This is a genomic window from Segatella copri, from assembly GCF_002224675.1.
GTDB lineage: Bacteria > Bacteroidota > Bacteroidia > Bacteroidales > Bacteroidaceae > Prevotella > Prevotella copri_U.
The window spans coordinates 163,810-185,754 of record NZ_NMPZ01000003.1 but is presented as its reverse complement, the minus strand read 5'-3'; the positions used below and the strand labels follow the sequence as shown (position 1 = coordinate 185,754).

Annotated in this window: 19 protein-coding genes; 6 read left to right on the top strand and 13 right to left on the bottom strand. The window is 47.2% G+C overall.

Annotated features, from left to right (window positions below; all coding sequences use genetic code 11):
- Nucleotides 1-166: 166 nt before the first annotated feature.
- The gene (locus CFT61_RS03530; RefSeq protein ID WP_089543110.1) at nucleotides 167-922 is read left to right on the top strand and encodes a hypothetical protein; all 756 of its coding nucleotides are present in this window, start codon (nucleotides 167-169) and stop codon (nucleotides 920-922) included.
- Between the two features lie 408 nt (nucleotides 923-1,330).
- On the opposite strand, the gene CFT61_RS03525 is transcribed toward CFT61_RS03530, so the two are convergent.
- The 6 genes from CFT61_RS03525 to dapB form a co-directional block, all read right to left on the bottom strand.
- Complete coding sequence (locus CFT61_RS03525) at nucleotides 1,331-2,047, bottom strand: DUF5036 family protein (RefSeq protein WP_089543096.1); 717 nt, start codon at nucleotides 2,045-2,047, stop codon at nucleotides 1,331-1,333.
- Between the two features lie 337 nt (nucleotides 2,048-2,384).
- Entirely contained in the window at nucleotides 2,385-3,011 is a 627-nt protein-coding gene (locus CFT61_RS03520; protein ID WP_004315354.1) for a Type 1 glutamine amidotransferase-like domain-containing protein, read from the bottom strand.
- 890 nt (nucleotides 3,012-3,901) lie between these two features.
- Nucleotides 3,902-4,519, bottom strand: coding sequence for a WbqC family protein (locus CFT61_RS03510; protein ID WP_089543094.1), 618 nt, complete (start codon nucleotides 4,517-4,519; stop codon nucleotides 3,902-3,904).
- 50 nt (nucleotides 4,520-4,569) lie between these two features.
- Nucleotides 4,570-5,010, bottom strand: coding sequence for a S26 family signal peptidase (locus CFT61_RS03505; RefSeq protein ID WP_142990540.1), 441 nt, complete (start codon nucleotides 5,008-5,010; stop codon nucleotides 4,570-4,572).
- Between the two features lie 34 nt (nucleotides 5,011-5,044).
- On the bottom strand, nucleotides 5,045-6,493 hold the full coding sequence (locus CFT61_RS03500; protein ID WP_089543092.1) for a S26 family signal peptidase: 1,449 nt from the start codon (nucleotides 6,491-6,493) through the stop codon (nucleotides 5,045-5,047).
- A 6-nt stretch (nucleotides 6,494-6,499) separates the two neighbouring features.
- Complete coding sequence (gene dapB / locus CFT61_RS03495) at nucleotides 6,500-7,261, bottom strand: 4-hydroxy-tetrahydrodipicolinate reductase (protein ID WP_089543091.1); 762 nt, start codon at nucleotides 7,259-7,261, stop codon at nucleotides 6,500-6,502.
- 161 nt (nucleotides 7,262-7,422) lie between these two features.
- Here dapB and CFT61_RS03490 point away from each other — a divergent pair, with 161 nt between their 5' ends.
- The 4 genes from CFT61_RS03490 to dusB all read left to right on the top strand — a co-directional run bounded on the left by CFT61_RS03490 (nucleotide 7,423) and on the right by dusB (nucleotide 11,689).
- The gene (locus CFT61_RS03490) at nucleotides 7,423-7,836 is read left to right on the top strand and encodes an acyl-CoA thioesterase (protein WP_089543109.1); all 414 of its coding nucleotides are present in this window, start codon (nucleotides 7,423-7,425) and stop codon (nucleotides 7,834-7,836) included.
- Nucleotides 7,837-7,998: 162 nt separating this feature from the next.
- A complete protein-coding gene (locus CFT61_RS03485; RefSeq protein WP_089543108.1) occupies nucleotides 7,999-9,291 on the top strand; it encodes a DUF2851 family protein in 1,293 nt (430 codons plus the stop codon).
- Between the two features lie 19 nt (nucleotides 9,292-9,310).
- Nucleotides 9,311-10,441, top strand: coding sequence for a DNA-processing protein DprA (gene dprA / locus CFT61_RS03480; RefSeq protein WP_089543090.1), 1,131 nt, complete (start codon nucleotides 9,311-9,313; stop codon nucleotides 10,439-10,441).
- 261 nt (nucleotides 10,442-10,702) lie between these two features.
- Nucleotides 10,703-11,689, top strand: coding sequence for a tRNA dihydrouridine synthase DusB (gene dusB / locus CFT61_RS03475; protein WP_089543107.1), 987 nt, complete (start codon nucleotides 10,703-10,705; stop codon nucleotides 11,687-11,689).
- A 331-nt stretch (nucleotides 11,690-12,020) separates the two neighbouring features.
- Here the strand turns inward: dusB and ybeY are convergent, their stop codons facing one another.
- Genes ybeY through ruvB form a run of 3 tightly spaced genes read right to left on the bottom strand, consistent with a single transcriptional unit; the run spans nucleotide 12,021 to nucleotide 14,006 of the window.
- Complete coding sequence (ybeY, locus tag CFT61_RS03470) at nucleotides 12,021-12,455, bottom strand: rRNA maturation RNase YbeY (RefSeq protein WP_006848933.1); 435 nt, start codon at nucleotides 12,453-12,455, stop codon at nucleotides 12,021-12,023.
- 19 nt (nucleotides 12,456-12,474) lie between these two features.
- A complete protein-coding gene (coaD, locus tag CFT61_RS03465; RefSeq protein ID WP_089543089.1) occupies nucleotides 12,475-12,960 on the bottom strand; it encodes a pantetheine-phosphate adenylyltransferase in 486 nt (161 codons plus the stop codon).
- Between the two features lie 11 nt (nucleotides 12,961-12,971).
- Nucleotides 12,972-14,006, bottom strand: coding sequence for a Holliday junction branch migration DNA helicase RuvB (gene ruvB / locus CFT61_RS03460; protein ID WP_089543088.1), 1,035 nt, complete (start codon nucleotides 14,004-14,006; stop codon nucleotides 12,972-12,974).
- Between the two features lie 331 nt (nucleotides 14,007-14,337).
- On the opposite strand from ruvB, the gene CFT61_RS03455 reads away from it, so the two are divergent.
- Nucleotides 14,338-15,309 carry a bile acid:sodium symporter family protein gene (locus CFT61_RS03455; RefSeq protein WP_089543087.1) on the top strand — a complete coding sequence of 324 codons (972 nt, stop codon included), beginning with the start codon at nucleotides 14,338-14,340 and terminating at the stop codon, nucleotides 15,307-15,309.
- Between the two features lie 145 nt (nucleotides 15,310-15,454).
- On the opposite strand, the gene CFT61_RS03450 is transcribed toward CFT61_RS03455, so the two are convergent.
- The 4 genes from CFT61_RS03450 to CFT61_RS03435 all read right to left on the bottom strand — a co-directional run bounded on the left by CFT61_RS03450 (nucleotide 15,455) and on the right by CFT61_RS03435 (nucleotide 21,804).
- On the bottom strand, nucleotides 15,455-17,038 hold the full coding sequence (locus tag CFT61_RS03450; protein WP_089543086.1) for a S41 family peptidase: 1,584 nt from the start codon (nucleotides 17,036-17,038) through the stop codon (nucleotides 15,455-15,457).
- Between the two features lie 60 nt (nucleotides 17,039-17,098).
- Complete coding sequence (locus tag CFT61_RS03445) at nucleotides 17,099-19,075, bottom strand: DNA topoisomerase IV subunit B (protein ID WP_089543085.1); 1,977 nt, start codon at nucleotides 19,073-19,075, stop codon at nucleotides 17,099-17,101.
- Nucleotides 19,076-19,113: 38 nt separating this feature from the next.
- Nucleotides 19,114-20,265, bottom strand: a complete 1,152-nt coding sequence (locus tag CFT61_RS03440) for an N-acetyltransferase (RefSeq protein WP_089543084.1) — start codon at nucleotides 20,263-20,265, stop codon at nucleotides 19,114-19,116.
- A gap of 222 nt (nucleotides 20,266-20,487) precedes the next feature.
- Entirely contained in the window at nucleotides 20,488-21,804 is a 1,317-nt protein-coding gene (locus tag CFT61_RS03435; RefSeq protein ID WP_089543083.1) for a THUMP-like domain-containing protein, read from the bottom strand.
- Between the last annotated feature and the right edge of the window lie 141 nt (nucleotides 21,805-21,945).

The window sequence follows — 21,945 nt, the reverse complement described above, 5'->3', positions numbered from 1 at the left end:
TGAACCCATGGAATGGTATTTCTTCCATTGGACTTTTTGCTCCAGCCAATGCTCAGACCTTTGAGCAATTCCCAGAGGATGAATCATCCAAGAAGAAAAAGAAGAAACGCAGAAGAGGCTTTAGCCTTTGATGCAAGTTACAAACCATTCAAACAACAAAAGAAAGATGAAAGAAGAACTATTGGAAGCCATCTACGGCACAGTTGAGAGATTGGAGCAGAAAGTCGATGAACTTTCTGCCTCACCAAAGAATACAGAGGCGGAAAGCACTCCAGTCTCTGTAAGTGTTGATACAAGCAAACTTGAAAAAGCTATTCTTGCTATGGCTGTAAAAGAAGGGGAAGCTATTGACAAATTGGCAAGATTAAGAGAGGCAATTTGCATCTTTACCGACCTTACCAAGAAAGAAGCAAGCAACGGCGAACAGCGAAGTAAACTCTTGTTTGATACTGTTAATCAGGTGAAACAAGAGCTGAATGCCACATCAAAAATTGTGCAGGACAAACTTCACGCAATGGATAACACACCTCTGAAGAAAGTAGTGACTCATCGCTTCGAGCCAACTTCAAAGTATGTTCTTCTTTTCATTGGAGGCTTGGCTCTATCTCTTGTCATCTCCATTTGGGGCAATCTCACCCAATGGCGAGAGCATCAAGATTGGGAGGAGGCAGATTTGAAGTATCGGGCTTTGAAGATGGTTCTTCCATCTGACGACCCAAATGTTCGATACATCGAAAAGCATTTTTCTGTTTGCCGAGATGAGAAAGTTATAGATGATGTAAGAAATTGTGTTGCTGCCTACGAGGATTCTATTCGCCATCATCATGAAATGGTTGAAATGGCTACTTATAAAGATAGTATAGCCAATAAGCTTTTGCAAGAATCAAATCGCATAAAACGTGCTATGAAAAGCTCAAAATAAAGTTTCTGGAAACTAACTAAACTAAATGAGAGGGAAATAAACTTAATACATTCCCCTCTCATTTATATATAAAAAATGATGTAGGCAGCATCAGGTAAAAGAGTCTTGCGCTTTGGCTGCGTCAGAGTTTTATATTAAAGATGATATAGGGGAAATTGTTGAATTTAGAACTTTTTGCGTTAAATTCCCTATCTTACAAGCAGATTTCTCTGAAAACATTTGGAGATTACAAATTAAAAGCGTATCTTTGCAGCACTAGAATCCGCCACGCTTCCCATAGAACAGCGTACCAGGGCGGAACTTTTTGTTTATATGCGTATGGAATATACTAACCCACCACTGGATACAGCAATACTTTTAGCCAATCTTCAAAATGAGCACCATGGGAAATCCGTTGTTAAACATAAGCTAAAGATTGACATCAAATGTCACTTTAGTATACACATTGCCTTTGCGTAGATATATCGAATATGTGCCATAAGGCCCATAGAGTTCATTTGGAGACTTACGCAAAGCCACTTTCAAATGTCCATTAGACAGACTTATTGCAAAGTCTTCACTCTTTTCGAAAAAACAATATTCTTCTGCTCCAAGAGCATCAAACGACAATTGTTCGTCTAGCCCAAACAAGTTACCTATGTTAGTATCTTTTTGAGGCAATTCTTTTTCATCAGACAAAGACGACGTATATTCTACGACAGCCCCAACCTTGCCAGTTTCTTTCTCCAAGAAAGAAGATACCACAAACTGATAATATTTGCATCCTATCTCATATGCATTCTTATGAGAAGGAAAAGTCAAAACATTTTCGGTATTACAACATGCATACCGGTGATTTGGCAATACGCTTATTTCGCTTGACAAGTTATCCAAATTTGGCATCGTCTTACTCGGAAAACTTGAAGAAATTCCCAAATCAATTACTTGCCAACTGTCAGACCGGAAATTCATCGAGCCGTTTATATAAACTCCCGTTTCACCTAACAGGGTCTTGCCATGATTCTCATCGAGCATATTCAGTGAGTTAATAGAAGCCTGTGACGTTTCATCTTCACTGCAACTTGTAGCAAACAGAGTAATGCACAAACTCAATGCCAACAAAACAAACTTTTTTATATTCTTCATAACCTTGCCATTTAAATTGTTATTAATCACAGCTGCAAAATTACCGAAAATTGTTCAAACCGCCAAACTTTTTACATCATTTCTCACATAATATTTGTTACCCTGTTTATTTAGTGTAATTTTGGAATATAATCTTTATCCCTTTATAATAAGGACATTGGGAGGATTGTCCGATTTTGAGGTAACGAATTGCCAACCGTTCTTGTTGCTGCATTCTGCTTTGATATGCTTTCTTGGCATCTCGTCTATGCTACAAAACGTTCTGAAATTTGCTGTGCTTTCACTAACGAGTGCGATTGTAACTGAATCAATATAGCAGAAATACGGTCTATTCTATTCATTTTGCATCTTTAATTTGAATATTTGAATCTTCAATAATAACAGCTTGTTTATTACTTATAGGAATAAGCTGCAACTTCTCATTATATAGTTGAACTATCTTTTCACCTTTTTTCTTGAATGGAAAATTTCCATAATGGGGAATCGTATAAAAATCGACCAAATCTAAAGAAGTGCAGTCTTTCAATTCAGGAGCCTTTTCTATTGGATCAAAATTCACACTTCTCATATATTCTGCATCGGGAGAGGCTATTATTGCTCCGGCAGATTCCCCAATATACAGTTTACCCAATTTCACTTGTTTAGATATAATTTTATCAACACCTTTTCTTTTTAACTCTTGCAAAAGGAAAAATGTATTTCCACCTGTTATGTAGATATAATCGCATTTATGTAATATAGAAGATATTTCCTCTTTGGGCAGTTGGGTAATCTCGACTTCTTCAACAATCATTCCTGCTTCTTCTAAAGCCTTTTTCCCCTTTTTTACATAGAATCGTATTGGTTCTGTAAGGCTTGCAGTTGGTATAAAAGCTATAATTTTCCCTTGCAAATCTTCTTTGGCACAATCGACAAATAGATTAGCAACATCAGCAAATGATGAGCATAAAAATAATCTTTTCATATTCTATAATATTAAGTTTAATACTTTTTGATACAAAGATAGCGTCTTCTATGACAGCCCTATGTCAGTAAGTCTAAATATTGAAGAGCTTTTTCATCGAAAGTACTTATTATTTATAAGTAATTGAGAATGAGATAAGTTTTTATCTCATAAAAAGAAGAGGTTACGAATTAGAAATATACAGAATGTAGCATCCTGCTGTGATTTGCATAACCATTCAAAGAACTCTTTCGGTTGCAAAGGTACGATATTTAATCGGGGATAAAGAATGTTTTAAGATTTTTTTGAGTATTTGCATCTTTTCGATGAGCCAAGGACAACTCATGTTTCTTTCGAGGGCAACGACAATGCATCTTATAACTGCAACATCATAAGCCATAATGCCAAACTCATACATAGGGAAGATGGCAACTATTTTATGGCTACAGCCACTGTGAGCACACAGGGACAAAATACCCCAATATTGCAACAGTACATGAAAGCCGATGTCAGAATCATCTTCAGCAATAAAACGTTATGGCAACAGGTATTCGGATAAACTATATCCGAATACCTGCTGTTTTTTTTTGGATGCATATTGTGTTGGTAAGCATCAGATTTTACGCAAAAGTTCTAATTTCCATAAAATTCCTCTTGTAAATCATTGGATATTTAGAAAAATATCGTATCTTTGCCCCCCGAATTGAGGCGTTCTTTGCATATTGCAAAATACAGAAACGAGCAGAAGTCCGCTCGTTTCCATATTGTTACCTATATAATATAGGCAAACGCCCAACTTCTTGATTTTCAATCAAAGTCCAAATTAGAGCGAGTTAGTTTTTTTAACTAAAGGCAGTGAGAAGGCTGTTAAAGGCTGCAAAAAACTGCGAGGCGATACTCTACCTTATTATTTATAGGTAGAATATCGCCTCGTTGCCTTCATTGAAAAGGAGGTCCAGGATGCTCATATTCGGCTGGAAACCGTGCTTCTGTTCATAGACCTGATAATAGCGCTTGGGAGCGAATTCAGCGTCAGGAAGCGGCTTCTTTGGGCGAATAGCATCGCGGAAATCCTTGATTTCATCCTCTTCTTTCAGTTCTTTACTCTGAATATAGGCTTCGGTGATTGAAATCTTCGGACGGATGTCGAGGAGCTCTATCATCTTCTCTGTAGTCTCCATGTTGAAATCGAAGAGGAACTCGTATTTCTTCTCGAAGAAGGGGCGGATGTCGTCCTGGTAATACTCGAAGAAAGGGCTCTCGCCGTAGGCGGAGAGGAGCGCATTCCAGTGGACGTGGCGCCAGTTGGCGTGGTCGGAGATGCGGATGTCCTTCATCGCCAGCGATGTGTTGTGGTTCGTTGGGATGGTGAGCGAGAGGGGGCCGTTGGTGGTCGGGATGATCATACGGTTGCGATAGGTTTGCTTGATAAAGCTCTCGTGGCGCTCTATCAGGCATTCATCGTAGCGGTTCAGCTTCTGATACCACTGGATGGGGCCGAAATATGTGGAAGAAAGAAGGGCTTTCAATTTTGAATTTTAAATTAAGGATTAATAATAAGGGCGAGCGATGGGATCGGCTAAAACAGCTTATACGCCTTGCCTATCATCTGATGCTTATGCACCACCTGCTGCCCGGTAGGCGTTTTCAGCAGATAGAAGCGGCAATCCTTGCAGCCGCAGCGCTTGCAGCACACCGTAGGAATGATATACTGCACCGTATCGATGCGAATCGTATCGCCCGGCTGCTTCTCTACCCTACCTATGAAATAAGCCTCAGCAACTATCTTGCGGCGCTGGTTGCGGCGCTGATACGTGACGGAATCACGGAACACAACCACATCGCCACGATTGAAAAAATCGCAGTCAATCCTATTCACTATCACCCGGTTGCCAGCCTGCAGTTGCGGAGGAAGACCTCCCGCAGGCACCGTGAAGACAGTGAAGGCATAGGTTCGCACCACCCATACCAGGAGCAGCGACAAGCCTAAAGCTATTAGGAATTTAACTGCGATTTTCAATCTATCTTTGCTTTCTTGATTTCAAAAACTTCTGTTACTTGATGTTATCTACGAAGTTGAACAGGCGGTTCCAGCGGATGCCTGAGAAGCCTGGATGGTCAGGACTGTGGCTCCACCAGATGAAGATTGGCTTGCCCACGATGTGGTCCTCTGGCACGAAGCCCCAGTAGCGGCTGTCGGCTGAGTTGTGGCGGTTGTCACCCATCATCCAGTAGTAGTCGAGCTTGAAGGTGTAGCTCTTCGCCAGCTTGCCGTTGATGAAGATGTTGCCCTTGCTATCTACCTTGAGGTCGTTGCCCTCGTAAACCTTGATGCAGCGCTCATATACTGGCAGATTCTTCAATGTCAGAGCAATGCTCTTGCCCTTCTTCGGAATCCATACAGGACCGTAATTATCGCATGTCCAGCCGGTGTAGGCGTTGAGCGGATAAAGGTCTCCGTATCTCGCATCAGTATTGATGGAGATGCTCTCCACGAGGTTCTTGTTCGCCTTCAGGGCGAGATAAGCCTTCTTGGTGAGTGGAATCACGCCGCTCTGATTATACATCAGCAGGTCTTCATTGGTGATTCCCAGCTCATCAGCCAGGTCAATAGGGAACTCGCCCTTGAGCTTCATCTTGTAGGTATATTGCACGTTATCAGGCTCCTTGTTCGCCTTGCCGTTCAGGTAAACGATGCGGTTCTTGATCTGCAGGGTCTGACCCGGCAAACCTACGCAGCGCTTCACATAGTTCTCGCGGCGGTCGGTAGGACGGCTGATGATGTCACCATATTCGCCCGGCATACTGGCGATGTAGTTGCGTCCGGCAGCATACACTTTTTCGAAGTATCGGCGCTGCTGCAATGGGTTCAGCACGCGCACATCCTGCTGCTGTCCGTTCTGCTCCAGAATCTGGTCGCCGATGGAATAAACCATCTGATAGTAATCATTCGCCTGATAGCGCTCCTCGTTGCAGAGGGTGTCGCCGGCAGGATAGTTGAACACCACGATGTCGTTGAGCTTCACGTTGCCCAAGCCTTTTACTCGGCGGTAATCCCAGTGAGGCCACTCCACGTAGCTCTTCACGTTGACCAGCGGCATAGTGTGCTGGGTGAGCGGCATGGTGAGCGGAGTTTCAGGAATGCGAGGTCCGTAGCTTACCTTGCTCACGAAGAGATAGTCGCCCGTGAGGAGACTCTTTTCGAGAGAGGAAGACGGAATGACGTAGTTCTGGAAGAAGAAGAGGTTGATGAAATAAACCGCTACGAGCGCGAACACGAGCGCATCAACCCAGCTCATGATGAAACGGATAGGACCTTCCTCATCCTTCCACCACTGCCAGTGAATCTTCTTGGTGATGTAAACATCGAAGATGAACGGAACCACAATGAGTCCCAGCCAGCTCTCAACCCATATCAGGAAGAGGAGGTAGAGGGCGAGAACCACTGCGAACTTCGCCCACTGCACCTTCATATTAAGGTTTTGTTTCTGCTTGTCAATCATGTCTCTTTAGAACTTAAATAAATCTGATGTGGTGAGCAAACCGGTATGGTTGGCTGTGAACTCAGCTGCGAGAACGGCTCCCAGGGCAAAGCCCTTGCGAGAGTGAGCGCTGTGCTCGATGGTAATCATATCAGCATCTGAATCATACATCACGGCGTGGATTCCTGGAACCTCGCCATCGCGTACGCAGTTGATCACCAGGTCTTCATCGGTGATGTTTGCATCGCCCTCATCGTGATGACCATCCTCTGTCCAATAAGTAACGCCACGCTTCCAGTCCTTCTTTCTGTCGATGTTGTCGATGATTTCCTCGGCAAGAGTGATGGCTGTGCCTGATGGCGCATCGAGCTTGTGCACGTGGTGGGTTTCCTGCATGCATACTGAGTACTGTGGGAATCCGTTCATGATCTTGGCCAGATAGCGGTTTACGGCAGAGAAAATGGCCACACCGATGCTGAAGTTAGAAGCCCAAAAGAGGGTCTGCTTACCGTCGGCGCAGAGTTTCTCCACGTCTTCCTTATGGTCTTTCATCCAACCTGTAGAACCCGAAACCACCTTCACGTTGTGAGAGAAAGCCTTCAGATAGTTGCCGTAAGCGGCAGTAGGGTTTGTAAACTCGATGGCAACATCGGCAGAGCAGAACTCCGGACTGTCGATATCCTCAGGGTTATTCACGTCAATCTTACATACGATTTCGTGGCCACGCTGCAGGGCGATCTCCTCGATCATGTGTCCCATCTTTCCGTAGCCGATCAAAGCAATTTTCATCTTTATCTAAATTTTATTTGTTCTATTCGGCAAAAATACACATTTTTCTTCGAAAAACCTTGAAAAATCCTTGTTATTATAATAATAAATAGAAAATTTTGGTTATTTTTGCAGTGATTTAGGGCTTTTAGCCTCATTTAGTAACTAAAAAAGAGAAAATGATGAGCAAATACATATTCGAGACAAAGATGGAAGTGAGGGATTACGAGTGCGATATTGAGGGCATCGTAAACAACGCCAACTATCTGCACTACATGGAGCATACCCGCCATCTCTTCCTGAAGGAATGCGGCCTCAGCTTTGCCGAAATGCACAATAAGGGTGTGGATGCCGTGGTGGCGAGAATGAACCTGCAGTACAAGGTTCCGCTGCAATGCGATGACGAATTCCTCTCGCGCCTGTGGCTGGAGAAGCAGGGTGTGAGATACGTCTTCCATCAGGACATCTTCCGTGCCAGCGATGAGAAGCTCTGCCTCAAGGCAACAGTAGAACTCGTCTGCCTCATCAACGGAAAGCTGGGCAACAGCGAGGATTACGACAAGGCATTCGAGAAATATTTCTCATCCCAAGGTTAACAGGTTAACAGTTAACAGCTGATTTTTCAATACCCCTTCCGCACACGAGCGAAAAACTTGCACCATCTAGGACAAGCACCAGGCCTGCATCCATCAAAGGACAAGCATCAGAACTTGCGATCCGAAAGAGGCAATCCTATAAACCATAAAAGCCGAAACAATATGGAGCAACTACTTCACTACGTGTGGAAGCACAAACTCTTCCCACTCTCCCCTCTTTCCACCACCGACCACAGGCAGGTGGAAGTCATCGACCCCGGATTGCACAACCGCAATGCAGGGCCCGATTTCTTCAACGCCAAAATCAAGATTGCCGGAACTCTCTGGGTGGGCAACGTGGAGATTCACGACAAGGCGAGCGACTGGTTTCTTCACGCCCACGACAAGGATGAAAGATACGACAACGTGATTCTGCACGTCTGCGGCAACATAGATACGGAAGCCCGAAACTCCAAGGGTGCCCCGTTGACGCAGATGCAGCTCGACATCCCCGAGAATGTTTTCAAGCACTATCAGGAGCTGCTCACCATCGACCAGTATCCCCCTTGCTATCAGATAATTCCATCGCTCACCAAGCTCACTGTCCACTCGTGGATGAGCGCCCTGCAAACCGAACGCCTTTCGCAGAAGACGGAGGCGATAGAGGAGCGCGTGCGCCGCTGCAACGGCGACTGGGAGAATGCCTATTTCGTAACTCTCGCCAGAAACTACGGCTTCGGAATCAATGGAGATGCTTTTGAGCAGTGGGCGCTGAACCTACCGCTGAGAGCCGTAGATCATCACCGCGACGACCTCTTCCAGGTGGAAGCCATCTTCATGGGGCAGGCAGGATTGCTGGAGCTGAACACCATCCCCGAACGCTATCAGAAAGATGCCTTGAACGACGGGTATTTTGCGAGATTGAGAAACGAGTATCTTTATCTCTCGCACAAGTTCTCGCTGCAGCCGATGGATTACAAGCTGTGGCGATTCCTGCGACTCCGCCCGCAGAACTTCCCGCATATCCGCATTTCGCAGCTTGCGAATCTTTACTATAACCGCCGTGCGGGATTAAGTCAGCTGCTGGAGGCTTCTACGGTGAAGGAGGCGAAGAAGGTGCTCTCTACCAGCGTTACGGAGTATTGGGAAACCCATTACACCTTCGGCAGCACGAGCATCCGCAACGAGAAGCACCTCTCCCCTTTCTCGCTCAATCTGCTCATCATCAACACCGTGGTTCCCATCCTCTTTGCCTACGGCAGACACCGTGGCGAGGAGAAATACTGCGACCGCGCCTTCGATTTCCTGGAGGAGCTGAAGGCGGAGAATAACCACATAGTAAGGATGTGGCAGCAGTGTGGATTGGAGGTGGAGAACGCCGGGGATAGCCAGGCACTAATCCAGCTGAAGAAGGAATACTGCGACAAGAAGGAATGCCTGAGGTGCAGGATTGGGTATGAATACTTGAAGAGATAACTAATTATTTTTTAAGATTATGGCTGACCAACAGGAAATATTAAATACTATACTCTTAACAAGGCTGAATTATTTCAGCCTTGCAGGAATGCTGGAGCTATACCGAAAGGTGGGCTCCGCCACGCTCATCCTGGAGCATAAGAATAACCTTAGAGACATCCTCCCCGATGCCTCGGATAAACTCGTGAACGCTATCCAAAACTGCGACGAGGCCCGAAAACGCGCCGAAGAAGAACTGGAATACGACATAAGATATGGTATCGAACCGATAACGATGAACGACGAACGTTATCCGCAACGACTCAAGGATTGCGATGATGCGCCGCTCATGCTCTTCTATAAAGGCAACGCCAACCTGAACCAGCAGCGAATCATCAACATCGTGGGAACCCGCCACTGTACTCCTTACGGCGAAGACCTTATCCGTCGCTTCATCACCGACCTGAAGCAGCTCTCCCCTCGTGTCTTGATAGTGAGCGGCCTGGCTTATGGTGTGGATATCGTGGCTCATAGACAGGCGCTCGCCAGCGGCTATGAAACCGTGGGCGTTCTGGCTCACGGCCTCGATGACCTCTACCCACGTCAGCACCGGGAAACGGCTGCAAAGATGATAGAACAGGGCGGTTTGCTCACCGAGTTTCTTACCCGTACGAATGCGGATAAGATCAACTTCGTGCGCCGCAACCGAATTGTGGCAGGAATGTCGGATGCCTGCATCCTGATAGAGAGTGCTGCTCATGGCGGAGGTCTCATCACCTGCGATATTTCGCAATCCTACGACAGGGACGTCTTCACCTTCCCGGGCAGGATAGGCGATTACTACAGCGAGGGCTGCAACAACCTGATTCGCAACAACGGCGCCACGCTCATCACCAGTGCCGAGGATTTCGTGAAGGATATGCGCTGGCAGGATGACGCCACCCTGATGCGAGCCAAGCAGCAGGGCATCGAGCGCAGCCTCTTCCCGGAGTTATCAACAGAAGAGGAGCTCATCGTCAGCATCCTCTCGAAGACCAATGATCTGCAGATCAACATCATCAGCGTGAAATCGAACATCGACATCTCCCGCCTCACTTCCCTCCTCTTCCAGATGGAAATGAAGGGCATCATCCGCACCCTGGCAGGAGGAATGTATCATCTGCTGAAATAGACGTCTATGGCAGAAACACATGCCCTGAAAGGCAGAAACGCAAAAAGAACGCCCTGAAAGGGCAGAAACTCCTAGCCCAGGGCAATCGCCCTGGGTTATAAACAGCAGCAGCAATGCGCCCTGTAAGGGCAAAAGCTTAAAATCATCGTTTTAAAAATTGAAAATATCTGCGTTTTATTTTGTTTTGTCTCCAAATTGCATTAACTTTGCAGCCGCAAAAAAGAAAAGAGCTTTCACCTCTTGCCAAACAAAAAAAATAAGATGAAAATAGGTAATATAGAATTTGGGCCTCAGCCCCTCTTCCTCGCTCCGATGGAAGACGTAACGGATATTGGCTTTCGCATGCTCTGCAAGCGATTCGGAGCTGCCATGGTTTATACTGAGTTCGTATCGGCAGAAGCCCTGGTGCGAAGCATCAAGAGCACAGTCAGCAAACTTACGATAAGTGATGAGGAGCGCCCTGTGGGCATTCAGATTTACGGCAGAACCACCGAGGATATGGTGGAAGCTGCCAAGATCGTAGAACAGGCGAAGCCGGATGTGATTGACATTAACTTCGGCTGCCCGGTGAAGAAGGTTGCCGGAAAGGGTGCGGGAGCCGGAATGCTCCGGAATATCCCGCTGATGCTGGATATTACAAGAGAGGTGGTGAAGGCGGTAAACGTGCCCGTAACCGTGAAGACCCGACTAGGTTGGGATTGCGAGAACCTCATCATCACCGAGCTTGCCGAGCAGTTGCAGGATTGCGGAATCCAGGCACTCACCATCCACGGCAGAACCCGAAGCCAGATGTACACGGGTGAGGCTGACTGGAGCCTCATAGGAGAAGTGAAGAACAATCCCCGCATCCATATTCCGATTATCGGCAACGGCGACATTACGACCCCGGAAGAAGCCAAGCTTGCTTTTGAGCGTTACGGCGTAGATGCAGTGATGATTGGTAGAGCCACCTTCGGAAGACCTTGGATTTTCAAGGAAATCCGTGATTATCTGGACAATACGGGTGCAGCCCCATTAACCGTGGATGAGAAGATTGACCTCTTGGAGGAGCAGCTCCGCATCAACGTGGAGCGCATCGACGAGTACAGAGGCATTCTCCACACCCGTCGCCACCTGGCCGCCTCCCCTATCTTCAAGGGCATTCCTGATTTCCGCCAGACGAGAATCGCCATGCTGAGAGCCACGACCGTGGAGGAACTTAAAGAGATTTTGAAAGAATGCCGCGAGAGAATCAAGGCAATACAATAAAGCAAAACGCCCTGTAGGAGCAAAAGCCTCGTATATGAAAGCTTTTGCCCTTACAGGGCGAATCCGTTATATCTTCCTTGTACCCAGGGTGTTGCCCTGGGCTAAGAGCTTGCTGGGCCTTCAGCCCGCTTCATGAACCACATTAAGAGTTAACTGTTCATCTTAACTGCCAAGACTTAACTGTTCATCTTAACCACCAAGAGTTAACAGGTTAACAGTTAACAGCTGTTTTTCTATACTTCTACCGGGAAATTCGAAGAGGGAATGTATCTCTAAATATTGGAAACTTAATTCCAACATCAAAGGAATGGCTTCCCAATATCGAAGGGCTTTACTTCTTCAATATAGAAGCACCTTCGAGCAGGGCTAATGCCTTGTTCTCGTTCTCCTCCATGATTTCTCGCTCTCCCGGACCTTTGTCATTGATGCCGCAGAGGTGCAGGATGCCGTGGATGATGACGCGGTGAAGCTCATCATCGTAGGTCTTGCCAAACTGCTCGGCATTGGTACGCACGGTATCGAGCGAAATCACGATGTCACCGTTAATCACATCATCCTCATCATAATCGAAGGTGATGACATCGGTATAGTAATCATGACCCAGATACTCGTTGTTCACTTCGAGAATCTTCTCGTCATCTACAAACATATAGCCTATCTCTCCCACCTTGCGGCCATGAGAGGCAGCTACCTTGCGAATCCAGGCACTGGTGTCGCGCTTCTTGATCTTTGGCATTTTCACGCCATCTACATTGTATGTTATCATACGCTTCTTCCTCCTATTTTTATTTTATTTTTGGTAAAAATTCATCTACTTCTCTTCCGAAGAATCTCAATTCCCTAACCAGCGTTGAGCTGATGCTGCTGTATCTTGGGTCGGAAAACAGCAGGATGGTTTCTACGCCGCCCAACTGCTTGTTGATGTCAGCCTGCTCTCGCTCGTACTCGAAATCCTTGGCTGAACGAACGCCGCGAACCAGGAACTTGGCTCCCAGGCGATGCGCCAGGTCGATGGTGAGGTCATCGTAGGCAACCACCTCCAGGCGATAACCCTTGGAAGCATCCTCCGCATCTACCAGCTCTGCACATTCCTTCGGAAAAACAGCCTTAATATCCTCCACACGCTTCGAGATTTCCTCCTGCGCATGTTTCAGCTTGCTCATCGCTACTGCAATCACGAGCTTGTCGAACATGGGCAAGGCACGCTCGGCGATGTTCTGATGTCCTATCGTAAATGGGTCGAATGTACCCGTAAATATTCCTATCTTCATTACTTTGAACTTTATTCAAACAGGTCGCCCTGCATGATGTTGCTTCCATACGGATTCCTGCCGAGATGATCATAGGCAAGCTTGGTGGCCATTCTGCCTCGTGGCGTACGCTTGATGAAGCCTTCCATGATGAGGAATGGCTCGTAAACCTCCTCTACGGTGCCGCCATCTTCGCCAATAGCCGTGGCAATGGTGCTTACGCCCACCGGACCTCCACGGAACTTGTCGATGATGGTGGTGAGAATCTTGTTGTCTATCTCGTCCAAGCCATACTGGTCGATGTTCAGTGCCTTGAGCGCCATCTGGGCAATCTCGTAAGTGATGGTTCCGTTGCCCTTCACCTGGGCGAAATCACGCACTCTTCGCAATAATGAGTTGGCGATACGAGGGGTTCCACGCGAGCGGCGGGAGATTTCTACTGCCGCCTCATCTTCTATCGGCACCTGCAGGAGCATCGCACTTCGCTTGATAATCTTCTGAAGCGTCTCAGGGTCGTAGTATTCCAGATGCAGATTGATTCCGAAACGGGCACGGAGCGGAGCCGTGAGAAGTCCGCTACGGGTGGTGGCTCCCACGAGGGTAAACGGATTCAAATCTATCTGGATGCTTCGTGCCGAAGGCCCCTTGTCTATCATGATGTCGATGCGGTAATCCTCCATCGCCGAATAGAGATACTCCTCTACCACTGGCGAAAGGCGGTGGATTTCATCGATGAAGAGCACATCGTTAGGCTCCAGGGAGGTAAGGATACCTGCCAGGTCGCCCGGCTTATCGAGCACAGGGCCTGATGTAATCTTGAAGCCCACACCCAGTTCGTTGGCGATGATGTTACTCAATGTGGTCTTACCCAATCCCGGAGGACCGTGCAAGAGGGTATGGTCGAGCGGTTCGCCACGATACTTGGCAGCCTCTACGAAGACTTCGAGATTATCCACCACGCCATTCTGTCCGCTGAAGTCGGAGAACTTCAGTGGGCGCAGTGCTTTCTCGAATTCCTTTTCGGCAGGAGAAACCGTCTGTTGTCTTATATCAAAATCTTCGTTCATTCTATGACTATTATCGATAATATGGGTGCAAAGTTACACATTTGTTGCGGAATTAAAGAAGAAAAGCCGAATTATTTTGCCTCAGATTTTGCACAATCCAAGAAGATTCGTGCAGATTCGTAAGCTTAAACCAACAAAAATATTATAATTTGATATTTAATTATTGAATAATTTGTTTATTCGGTAGAAAAGACGTACTTTTGCACCCAATATTGAAAGCGAGGAAAGAAGGAGGAGAGGAGAGAAAGAAAGAAGAGAGATTGTCAAAGACAATCATCCCAGAGATTGCAAATAAGAGAGAAATATCAGGATTTTAAAAAGAAATAGAATTATGCTAAAGTTTTTTCAGGGGCTCAGCAAGTTGCTGGCCAATTACACCTCTATCTTTGTAATAGGTGTAGCAGTATTCACATTCTTCTTCCCACATACCTTCGACTGGGTGCGCGGAACTACTCAAACCGTCATTCTCGGCATCATCATGCTCACCATGGGCTTGACCCTGACCACCAACGACTTCAAGATTCTGGCTCAGCGCCCGCTGGATGTCTTCATCGGTGCCTGCGCCCAGTTCATCATCATGCCTGGCGTGGCTTATACCCTGGTTCATGTGTGGCATCTTGACCCAGCCCTGGCACTCGGAATCCTGCTGGTAGGTTGCTGTCCGGGCGGCGTTTCGAGCAACATCATGAGTTATCTGTGTCATGGCGACGTAGCTTTCTCCGTAGGAATGACCTGCGCCTCTACGATTCTTGCGCCAGTGATGACTCCGCTGCTGATGAAGATTACGGCAGGCGAGATTATCCATGTAGATGCTGTGGGAATGTTCATCAACATTCTGATAGTTACGATTATCCCTGTGGCCATCGGCTGCGCTTTGAATTATATCTATGGCAAGAAGGATTGCTTCCCTACCATCCAGAGTCTGATGCCGGGCATCAGCGTCACCTGTCTGGCGATTATTGTGGGAGGTGTGATTTCTACGGTTCACGATGACTTGGTGGCTCGTGGCTTATCGCTTTTCCTCTGGACTTTTGCCGTGGTTTTCTGCCACAACACCCTGGGTTACTGTCTCGGTTGGCTTGCCGGAAAGCTGGCGGGCTTCAATACAGCTAAGAAGCGCACCATCAGTATTGAGGTGGGAATGCAGAATGCCGGTCTTGCCACGGTTCTTGCGGGCAATTTCTTCGCCGCCCAGCCCCTCGCCGTATTGCCTTGCGCCATCAGTTGTGCCTGGCACAGTATTTCGGGCACCATCCTTGCCGGAATCTATCTGAAATGGGATCGCATGCATGAGAAGAAGTAAATGAATTCAGAAAGGATTCATGAATTCGGAAAAAGATAAATACACAAAAAAGGTCGTGAAGTTCTATCAGAAACCTCACGACCTTTTCTTATCTCATTACCTCACGGGTTAACAGGTTAACAGTTAACAGCCGTTTTTTCTATAGTTACTTCCCCGTGGTCAGCAGCTTCACGGCACGCTGAACAATCTCGTTGGTCTCGTTCCAAACCTGGAAGTATTGACTCATATCCCAGATATCTCTTGCTACAAGGGCCTTCAACTGCAGGGCGAGGTATTTCTTTGTCTGAGTCAATTCAGCCTCATCCTTAGGCTCTATCTTCTCTTTCTTGCCCTCTGCAATAATGGCTTCGATGAGCGAAGAAGGAACCTCGTAGCTTGCCAGGAACTTGTTGAAATCCTTATACTGGCTCTTCAATTCCTTGCGATGCGCATCGATAAACTTCAGGCTGTGGTTGATGACGATGCTCTTGGCTGCCAGCTGACGGTGCATCTTGGTGTACTTGGTAGTATCCAATGGCACGAAATAATCGGGCATGATTCCGCCACCACCATAAACCACACGGTGCTTGCGCAAAGTATAATACTTCAAGCTATCGGAAAGATGGATGCTGTCCTGGTTGGTGAACTCGCCATGCTTGTAGCGATTGTCGAGATCCATCGCATAATCCAGTCTGTCTCCCTTCTTATACGGCTTCTGGATGCATCTGCCGCTAGGCGTATAATAATGGGCGATGGTGAGACGAATCTCGCTGCCATCATCGAAGGTAAGCGGACGCTGAACCAATCCCTTGCCGAAGGTTCTGCGACCTACCACTACTCCACGGTCCTGATCCTGGATGGCTCCGGAAACAATCTCTGCGGCAGAAGCTGTAAACTCATTGGTAAGCACCACCACCTTGCCCTTGCGCCATCTTCCGTTAGCCTGCGCCTTGTACTCCTGACGGGGAGCTGCACGACCACTGGTATAAACGATGAGATCTCCCTTCTGCAGGAACTCGTTGGCTATCTGAGCGGCTGCCTGAAGGTAGCCGCCGCCATTATCCTCAAGGTCGAAGATCAGGTCTTTCATTCCCACTTTCTTGAGCGAATCCATCGCCGTAGTCACCTCCTTGTAGCTGGTCAGGCCGAAGCTTCCCAGTCGAATGTATCCGATTCCCGGACGAATCATATAAGCCGCATCCATCGTGGTTACCGGAATCTTGTCACGCTTCACCTTGAAAGTAAGCTTGTCCTTGATGCCACGGCGCACGATGGTAAGATTCACCGTGGTTCCCTTAGGACCACGGAGGCGCTTCATGATTTCCTCCTTGCTCATCTTCACGCCCGAAATAGCCGTATCATTCACCGCAACGATGCGATCGCCGGCTATGATTCCCACCTTCTCGGAAGGACCATTCACTACGGGCTGGATGACGAGCAAGGTATCATCTACCATGTTAAACTGCACGCCAATGCCATCGAAACTGCCATTCAGCGGTTCATTCATCGCCTTGGTTTCCTTGGCTGTGGCATAAGAGGAATGAGGGTCGAGCTTCTCGAGCATACCACGGATGGCGTCCTCTACAAGCTTGTTCTCATCCACACTATCCACATAGAGGTTGGTAATGGCGATTTCCGCCCTACCCAACTTCTCTATCGGGCTATTCTTGCCCATCTTGATACGCAGCTGGGCACTGGCAGAAGTTACTGCCAGGAACGCCAGGAGCGCTATAAATAGATATTTTTTCATTTACTTTGAACTTATTGCTTAGAAAAGAGAGAATCCTTCGTTCTTCACTTTTCACTTATCCTAATCCAGCGGTGCTGAGTCTTCCTCCGGAATATCCTCCTCAATCACCAAGTTATCGATGATGAAGTTCTGACGTTCCATCGTATTCTTACCCATATAATACTCCAGGAGTTTCTGCACCTGGTCGGTCTTGTGGAGCGTAACCTGCTCCAATCGCATATCCGGACCGATGAAGTGGGCAAACTCCTCTGGCGAAATCTCTCCCAAACCCTTGAATCGGGTGATTTCCGGGTCAGGACCAAGGTTTCTGATGGCTTGCTGTCGCTCCTCATCGCTGTAACAGTAATGCGTGATGAAATCGCCCTTCTTCTCCTTAGGACCCAACTTGGCATCGGCATCAGCCACCGCCTGCTTGTTCTTGATCTTGGTTCGCTTGTTGCGCACTCGGAACAATGGAGTCTGAAGCACATACACGTGGCCCTTCTTGATGAGGTCAGGGAAGAACTGCAGGAAGAAGGTGATGATGAGCAATCGGATGTGCATTCCATCTACATCGGCATCGGTAGCCACAATCACCTTATTATATCTCAATCCGTCCAATCCGTCCTCGATATCGAGAGCTGCCTGGAGCAGGTTGAACTCCTCGTTCTCGTAAACCACCTTCTTGGTCAGACCATAGCAGTTTAACGGCTTGCCTCGCAGCGAGAATACCGCCTGGGTGTTCACATCACGGCTCTTGGTAATGCTTCCGCTGGCAGAATCACCCTCGGTGATGAAGATGGAGCTTGCCTCCTTCAGCTCGTTCTTGGCATCGCTGAAGTGGATGCGGCAATCGCGCAGCTTGCGGTTGTGAAGGTTCGCCTTCTTGGCACGCTCACGAGCCAGTTTGGTAACGCCAGCCATCGCCTTGCGCTCACGCTCACTCTCCTTGATCTTGTTCTCCAGAATCTCAGCCACATCCTTGTGGATATGGAGATAGTTATCTACTTCCTTCTTCAGGAAATCGCCCACATACTTATTGATGGTTTCGCCCCCGTTCGGAGACATTGTGGTACTTCCGAGCTTAATCTTCGTCTGACTCTCAAACACCGGCTCCTCTACGTTCAGTGCAATGGCAGCCACCAGTCCGTTTCGGATGTCGCCATACTCATACTTGCCGTAGAACTCCTTGATGGTTCTGGCGATATGCTCCTTGAAGGCACTCTGATGAGTACCGCCCTGGGTGGTATGCTGACCATTCACGAAGGAATAGTACTCCTCGCCATACTGATTGGTATGGGTAAAGGCAATCTCGATGTCTTCGCCTTTCATGTGAACAATCTCGTAAAGACCTTCATTGGTCATGTTATCGGTCAGGAGATCCTTCAAACCATGACGGCTGAGGATGCGGCGACCATTGTGCATGATGGTGAGTCCGGTGTTCAGATAAGTATAGTTACGGAGCATGGTTTCCACGAAATCATCGTGGAAAGAATAGTTCTTGAACAGGGTATTATCCGGTTCGAAGAAGATGAAGGTACCGTTCTCGTCCTCCGTATCTTCGGTAACATCGCTCTGCAGAATACCTTTCTCAAACTTCAGATGGCGCACCTTGCCGTCACGGAATGACTTTACCTCGAAATGAGAGCTGAGGGCGTTCACCGCCTTCACACCCACTCCGTTCAAGCCGACACTCTTCTTGAACGCCTTGCTGTCGTACTTACCACCGGTATTCAGCACGCTCACAGCCTCGACAAGTTTACCTTGAGGAATACCACGACCATAGTCGCGCACACTGACCCGCAGATGATCTTCGATATCAATCTCCAATCTGGCGCCAGCCCCCATCTTGAACTCATCGATAGAGTTATCTACCACCTCTTTCAAGAGTACGTAGATTCCATCCTCCGGCAGGTTACCATCACCCAGACGACCAATGTACATACCCGGACGAGTACGTACATGCTCCATATCACTCAAGTGTCGGATGTTGTCATCGGTATATTCTACCGGCTGCTGCTCCTGTGGGGCTTTCAATTCACTATTATCTTCTGACATAAAATCCTCCTATGTTTTAGGGGAGATCCCTTAATTCCTTATTTAATAATCTTCTTGTAGCACTTTCTGCGCTTGTGCATTACTGGGGTCAAAGCTCCCCACTGTCCCTGCACACCGGCATTGGTTTCCAGCTCAACCTGGGTCTCGCCCCACTCAATACCATACTTCTGGTACCAAGGTATCAGATCGGCAAAGAGAAGTGCATTCGCTCCCTTGGCACGATATTCAGGAAGAATACCGATGAGGAGGAGGTCAACGATGTTGGTCTTGTGCTGTTTGATGGCTCTCAACACATGATACCAGCCGAAAGGCAGCAATCTGCCACGGCGGCACTTTCTCAGGGCATGAGCCAACGACGGCATGGTGATTCCCACACCGATGAGCTTATGCTCTCCACCCGTCCAATCCTCGATACAGGTGATGAGGTTGAAGTCGAGAAAACTGAGATACGACTTGATAAGCTGATCTATCTGCTTCTGTGAGAGTTCTGAATATCCATAGAGATCCTTATAGGTATCGTTGATGAGATCGAAAATCTTCTGTCCCATTCCGCCTTGGAAGACTTCCTTCTTGGTAAGCTTGCGCACATGCAGATTATAGCGTTTCTCTATCATCATCGCTATCTTGGCGTACTTCTCCGGTATGGTATCAGGTACCATGATCTTGAACTCCACATACTTGTTATCTACCACAAAACCCTCCAGGGCCTCGATGTGCTCCGGATAATAAGGGTAATTGTAGATGGTAGGCATGGTGCCGAGCTGGTCGAATCCCCAGGTAAGCATTCCCTCAGGGTCCATATCGGTAAATCCAAGCGGACCTACCATATCCTCCATACCTTTCTCTTTACCATACTTTTCCACAGCATCCAAGAGAGCCTTCGAAACCTCACGGTCGTCGATGAAGTCAATCCATCCGAAGCGAACGGATTTCTTTCCCCACTTATTGTTTGCCTTATGGTTGATGATAGCAGCAACGCGACCTGCCAGTTTTCCATCCTTATAGGCAAGATAATACTCTGCCTCGCAGAACTCGAACGCAGCGTTCTTATCCTTGCTCAGGGTATTCATTTCGTCGCTGAAAAGATTAGGCACATCGTATTCGTTGCCTTCGTAGAGGTCGTAGTGGAAGTCGATGAACGTCTTCAAATCCTTCTTGCTTTCGACCTTTTTAATTTCTATTAATGACATGATTTCAAACTAGTTTGCAATATTATAGGATGCAAAAATAGCAATATTTCGCCAAACGACCAAATATTGCTATCTTTATTTTCAGTTTTTTAGGGGTTCAAGAATGATTACGAGCCACAAAGTGGCTTATATCACCCGATTAGTGGTGGTTTTGGCGGAATCATCTTATAGGATTAGAACTTGATTTTTCAGGAAATCAGCTTATTTTTTCAGACAATCAGCTTATTTTTTCTCCGTAATCACCAGCACATGGCTTTCGTCGCTCAATGTGGTGGCGAAAATATAGGTTTCACCACCATCTTTCAACTTCAATCGCTTGCGCAATTCTGCCACGGAAAGAGGGAAGTTGCGGGTGGCGATGTTCGCCTTGGTGATTCCTGACAGATGACGCTTCAACTCCTTCTTATTAAAGGAAGAAACGGCGATGATGCGGAAGCTTCTGCCAGGGAAAGCCTCGATAGGCGCCTGGCTCACGAAAAGATGGCTGTTCTTGGAAAGCATCCTTGCATCATATCGATCGGAAAGAATGCCGAAACAGCCGGCTTTCATCAACGACGCATTCGGCTCGTAAAGATACTGCATCTCTTCAAGGGTAGATGGGGCTATCTTGACGGAAGAAGTCTCCATATCCGACTCTTCGCAGACGAAGGATTGCGCATCATTGATGCAATAAATGCGGAGATTTTCGTCCATATTTCGCGCTGAGAGCACTAAAAGGAGCTCCTTGCACTCATTGTTCACGGAGATGATATGAACCTCTCTCACGTGGCTTAATTCGCTTATGGCACGGTGCCAGTCGAGCATCGGAGAGAGTTTGATGATGACGTAATCAGCCTTCGAAAGCATTTCTTCCTGCAAAACGGTGACATCAGGCGTGCAATCCTTCAAGGATACCACCTTGTTGCCCGCACCGTCTCTACGGGCAGGATCAATGAAGATTAACTTAAGACCAAGCTTGGTCTTAAGTAATGACAGAGGTTGGTCATAAGTGATGCCTAAAGAATCATCAGTTGATGCAGCATCATCTTTCTTTGGCAGAAAAGAATGAAGAACCTCAATTCCATCCCCATTCTTCACGATGGCGTTCTTCAAGCCCAAGCGCCCGAAGTTCTCCTTTGCCGCCTCGCAGAGATGAGCCTGACGCTCCACATACATCGACTTCACTCCCAATCGGGCTGCGATATAAGAGAAATCTACTCCAAATCCACCTGTCAGGTCAACAAACTCTATTTCATTTTCAGCCTTCATCTCGATTCCAGATGAAGAAGCCGGCAAGCCGAGCAACCTCGCAGCCAGTTCTGCCTTGTAAAGCGCAGTAGATTCAGAGGAGCATTGCTCCATAGAAATATGAGGAGGATAGATGATGCCTTCGAGACTTGCCCAACGAGGTAACTTGACACGAGCCATCTTTCGCCCGCGAATCTGATCGAGAGCGAAAGGCATATCTACTTCCGGATACTTGCTTCCGAGAAAAGCCAGCTGGCGGACATCATCGTCCTGGTGCTGGCGAATAAAGTCTTGAGTAGCTTGGTTCATCATTTATGCTCTTTTTATATCTTTATGGAATGGTACTTTATATTTTTATAGCTTAATACTTCTGTTCTTTTAAACCTCTCACGACATAAGGATTATTGCCTGGCTATGGCAATAAATTGCCCTCCTAAAGGGCAAAAAAATGCC

Excerpts from the sequence above, each read along its gene's own strand:
- CFT61_RS03500 (WP_089543092.1), bottom strand. The coding sequence starts at position 6,493 with ATGATTGACAAGCAGAAACAAAACCTTAATATGAAGGTGCAGTGGGCG.
- ruvB (WP_089543088.1), bottom strand. The coding sequence starts at position 14,006 with ATGAACGAAGATTTTGATATAAGACAACAGACGGTTTCTCCTGCCGAA.
- coaD (WP_089543089.1), bottom strand. The coding sequence starts at position 12,960 with ATGAAGATAGGAATATTTACGGGTACATTCGACCCATTTACGATAGGA.
- CFT61_RS03440 (WP_089543084.1), bottom strand. The coding sequence starts at position 20,265 with ATGTCATTAATAGAAATTAAAAAGGTCGAAAGCAAGAAGGATTTGAAG.
- CFT61_RS03455 (WP_089543087.1), top strand. The coding sequence starts at position 14,338 with ATGCTAAAGTTTTTTCAGGGGCTCAGCAAGTTGCTGGCCAATTACACC.
- CFT61_RS03490 (WP_089543109.1), top strand. The coding sequence starts at position 7,423 with ATGAGCAAATACATATTCGAGACAAAGATGGAAGTGAGGGATTACGAG.
- ybeY (WP_006848933.1), bottom strand. The coding sequence starts at position 12,455 with ATGATAACATACAATGTAGATGGCGTGAAAATGCCAAAGATCAAGAAG.
- CFT61_RS03435 (WP_089543083.1), bottom strand. The coding sequence starts at position 21,804 with ATGATGAACCAAGCTACTCAAGACTTTATTCGCCAGCACCAGGACGAT.
- CFT61_RS03450 (WP_089543086.1), bottom strand. The coding sequence starts at position 17,038 with ATGAAAAAATATCTATTTATAGCGCTCCTGGCGTTCCTGGCAGTAACT.
- dprA (WP_089543090.1), top strand. The coding sequence starts at position 9,311 with ATGGCTGACCAACAGGAAATATTAAATACTATACTCTTAACAAGGCTG.
- CFT61_RS03485 (WP_089543108.1), top strand. The coding sequence starts at position 7,999 with ATGGAGCAACTACTTCACTACGTGTGGAAGCACAAACTCTTCCCACTC.
- dapB (WP_089543091.1), bottom strand. The coding sequence starts at position 7,261 with ATGAAAATTGCTTTGATCGGCTACGGAAAGATGGGACACATGATCGAG.
- CFT61_RS03525 (WP_089543096.1), bottom strand. The coding sequence starts at position 2,047 with ATGAAGAATATAAAAAAGTTTGTTTTGTTGGCATTGAGTTTGTGCATT.
- CFT61_RS03520 (WP_004315354.1), bottom strand. The coding sequence starts at position 3,011 with ATGAAAAGATTATTTTTATGCTCATCATTTGCTGATGTTGCTAATCTA.
- dusB (WP_089543107.1), top strand. The coding sequence starts at position 10,703 with ATGAAAATAGGTAATATAGAATTTGGGCCTCAGCCCCTCTTCCTCGCT.
- CFT61_RS03530 (WP_089543110.1), top strand. The coding sequence starts at position 167 with ATGAAAGAAGAACTATTGGAAGCCATCTACGGCACAGTTGAGAGATTG.
- CFT61_RS03445 (WP_089543085.1), bottom strand. The coding sequence starts at position 19,075 with ATGTCAGAAGATAATAGTGAATTGAAAGCCCCACAGGAGCAGCAGCCG.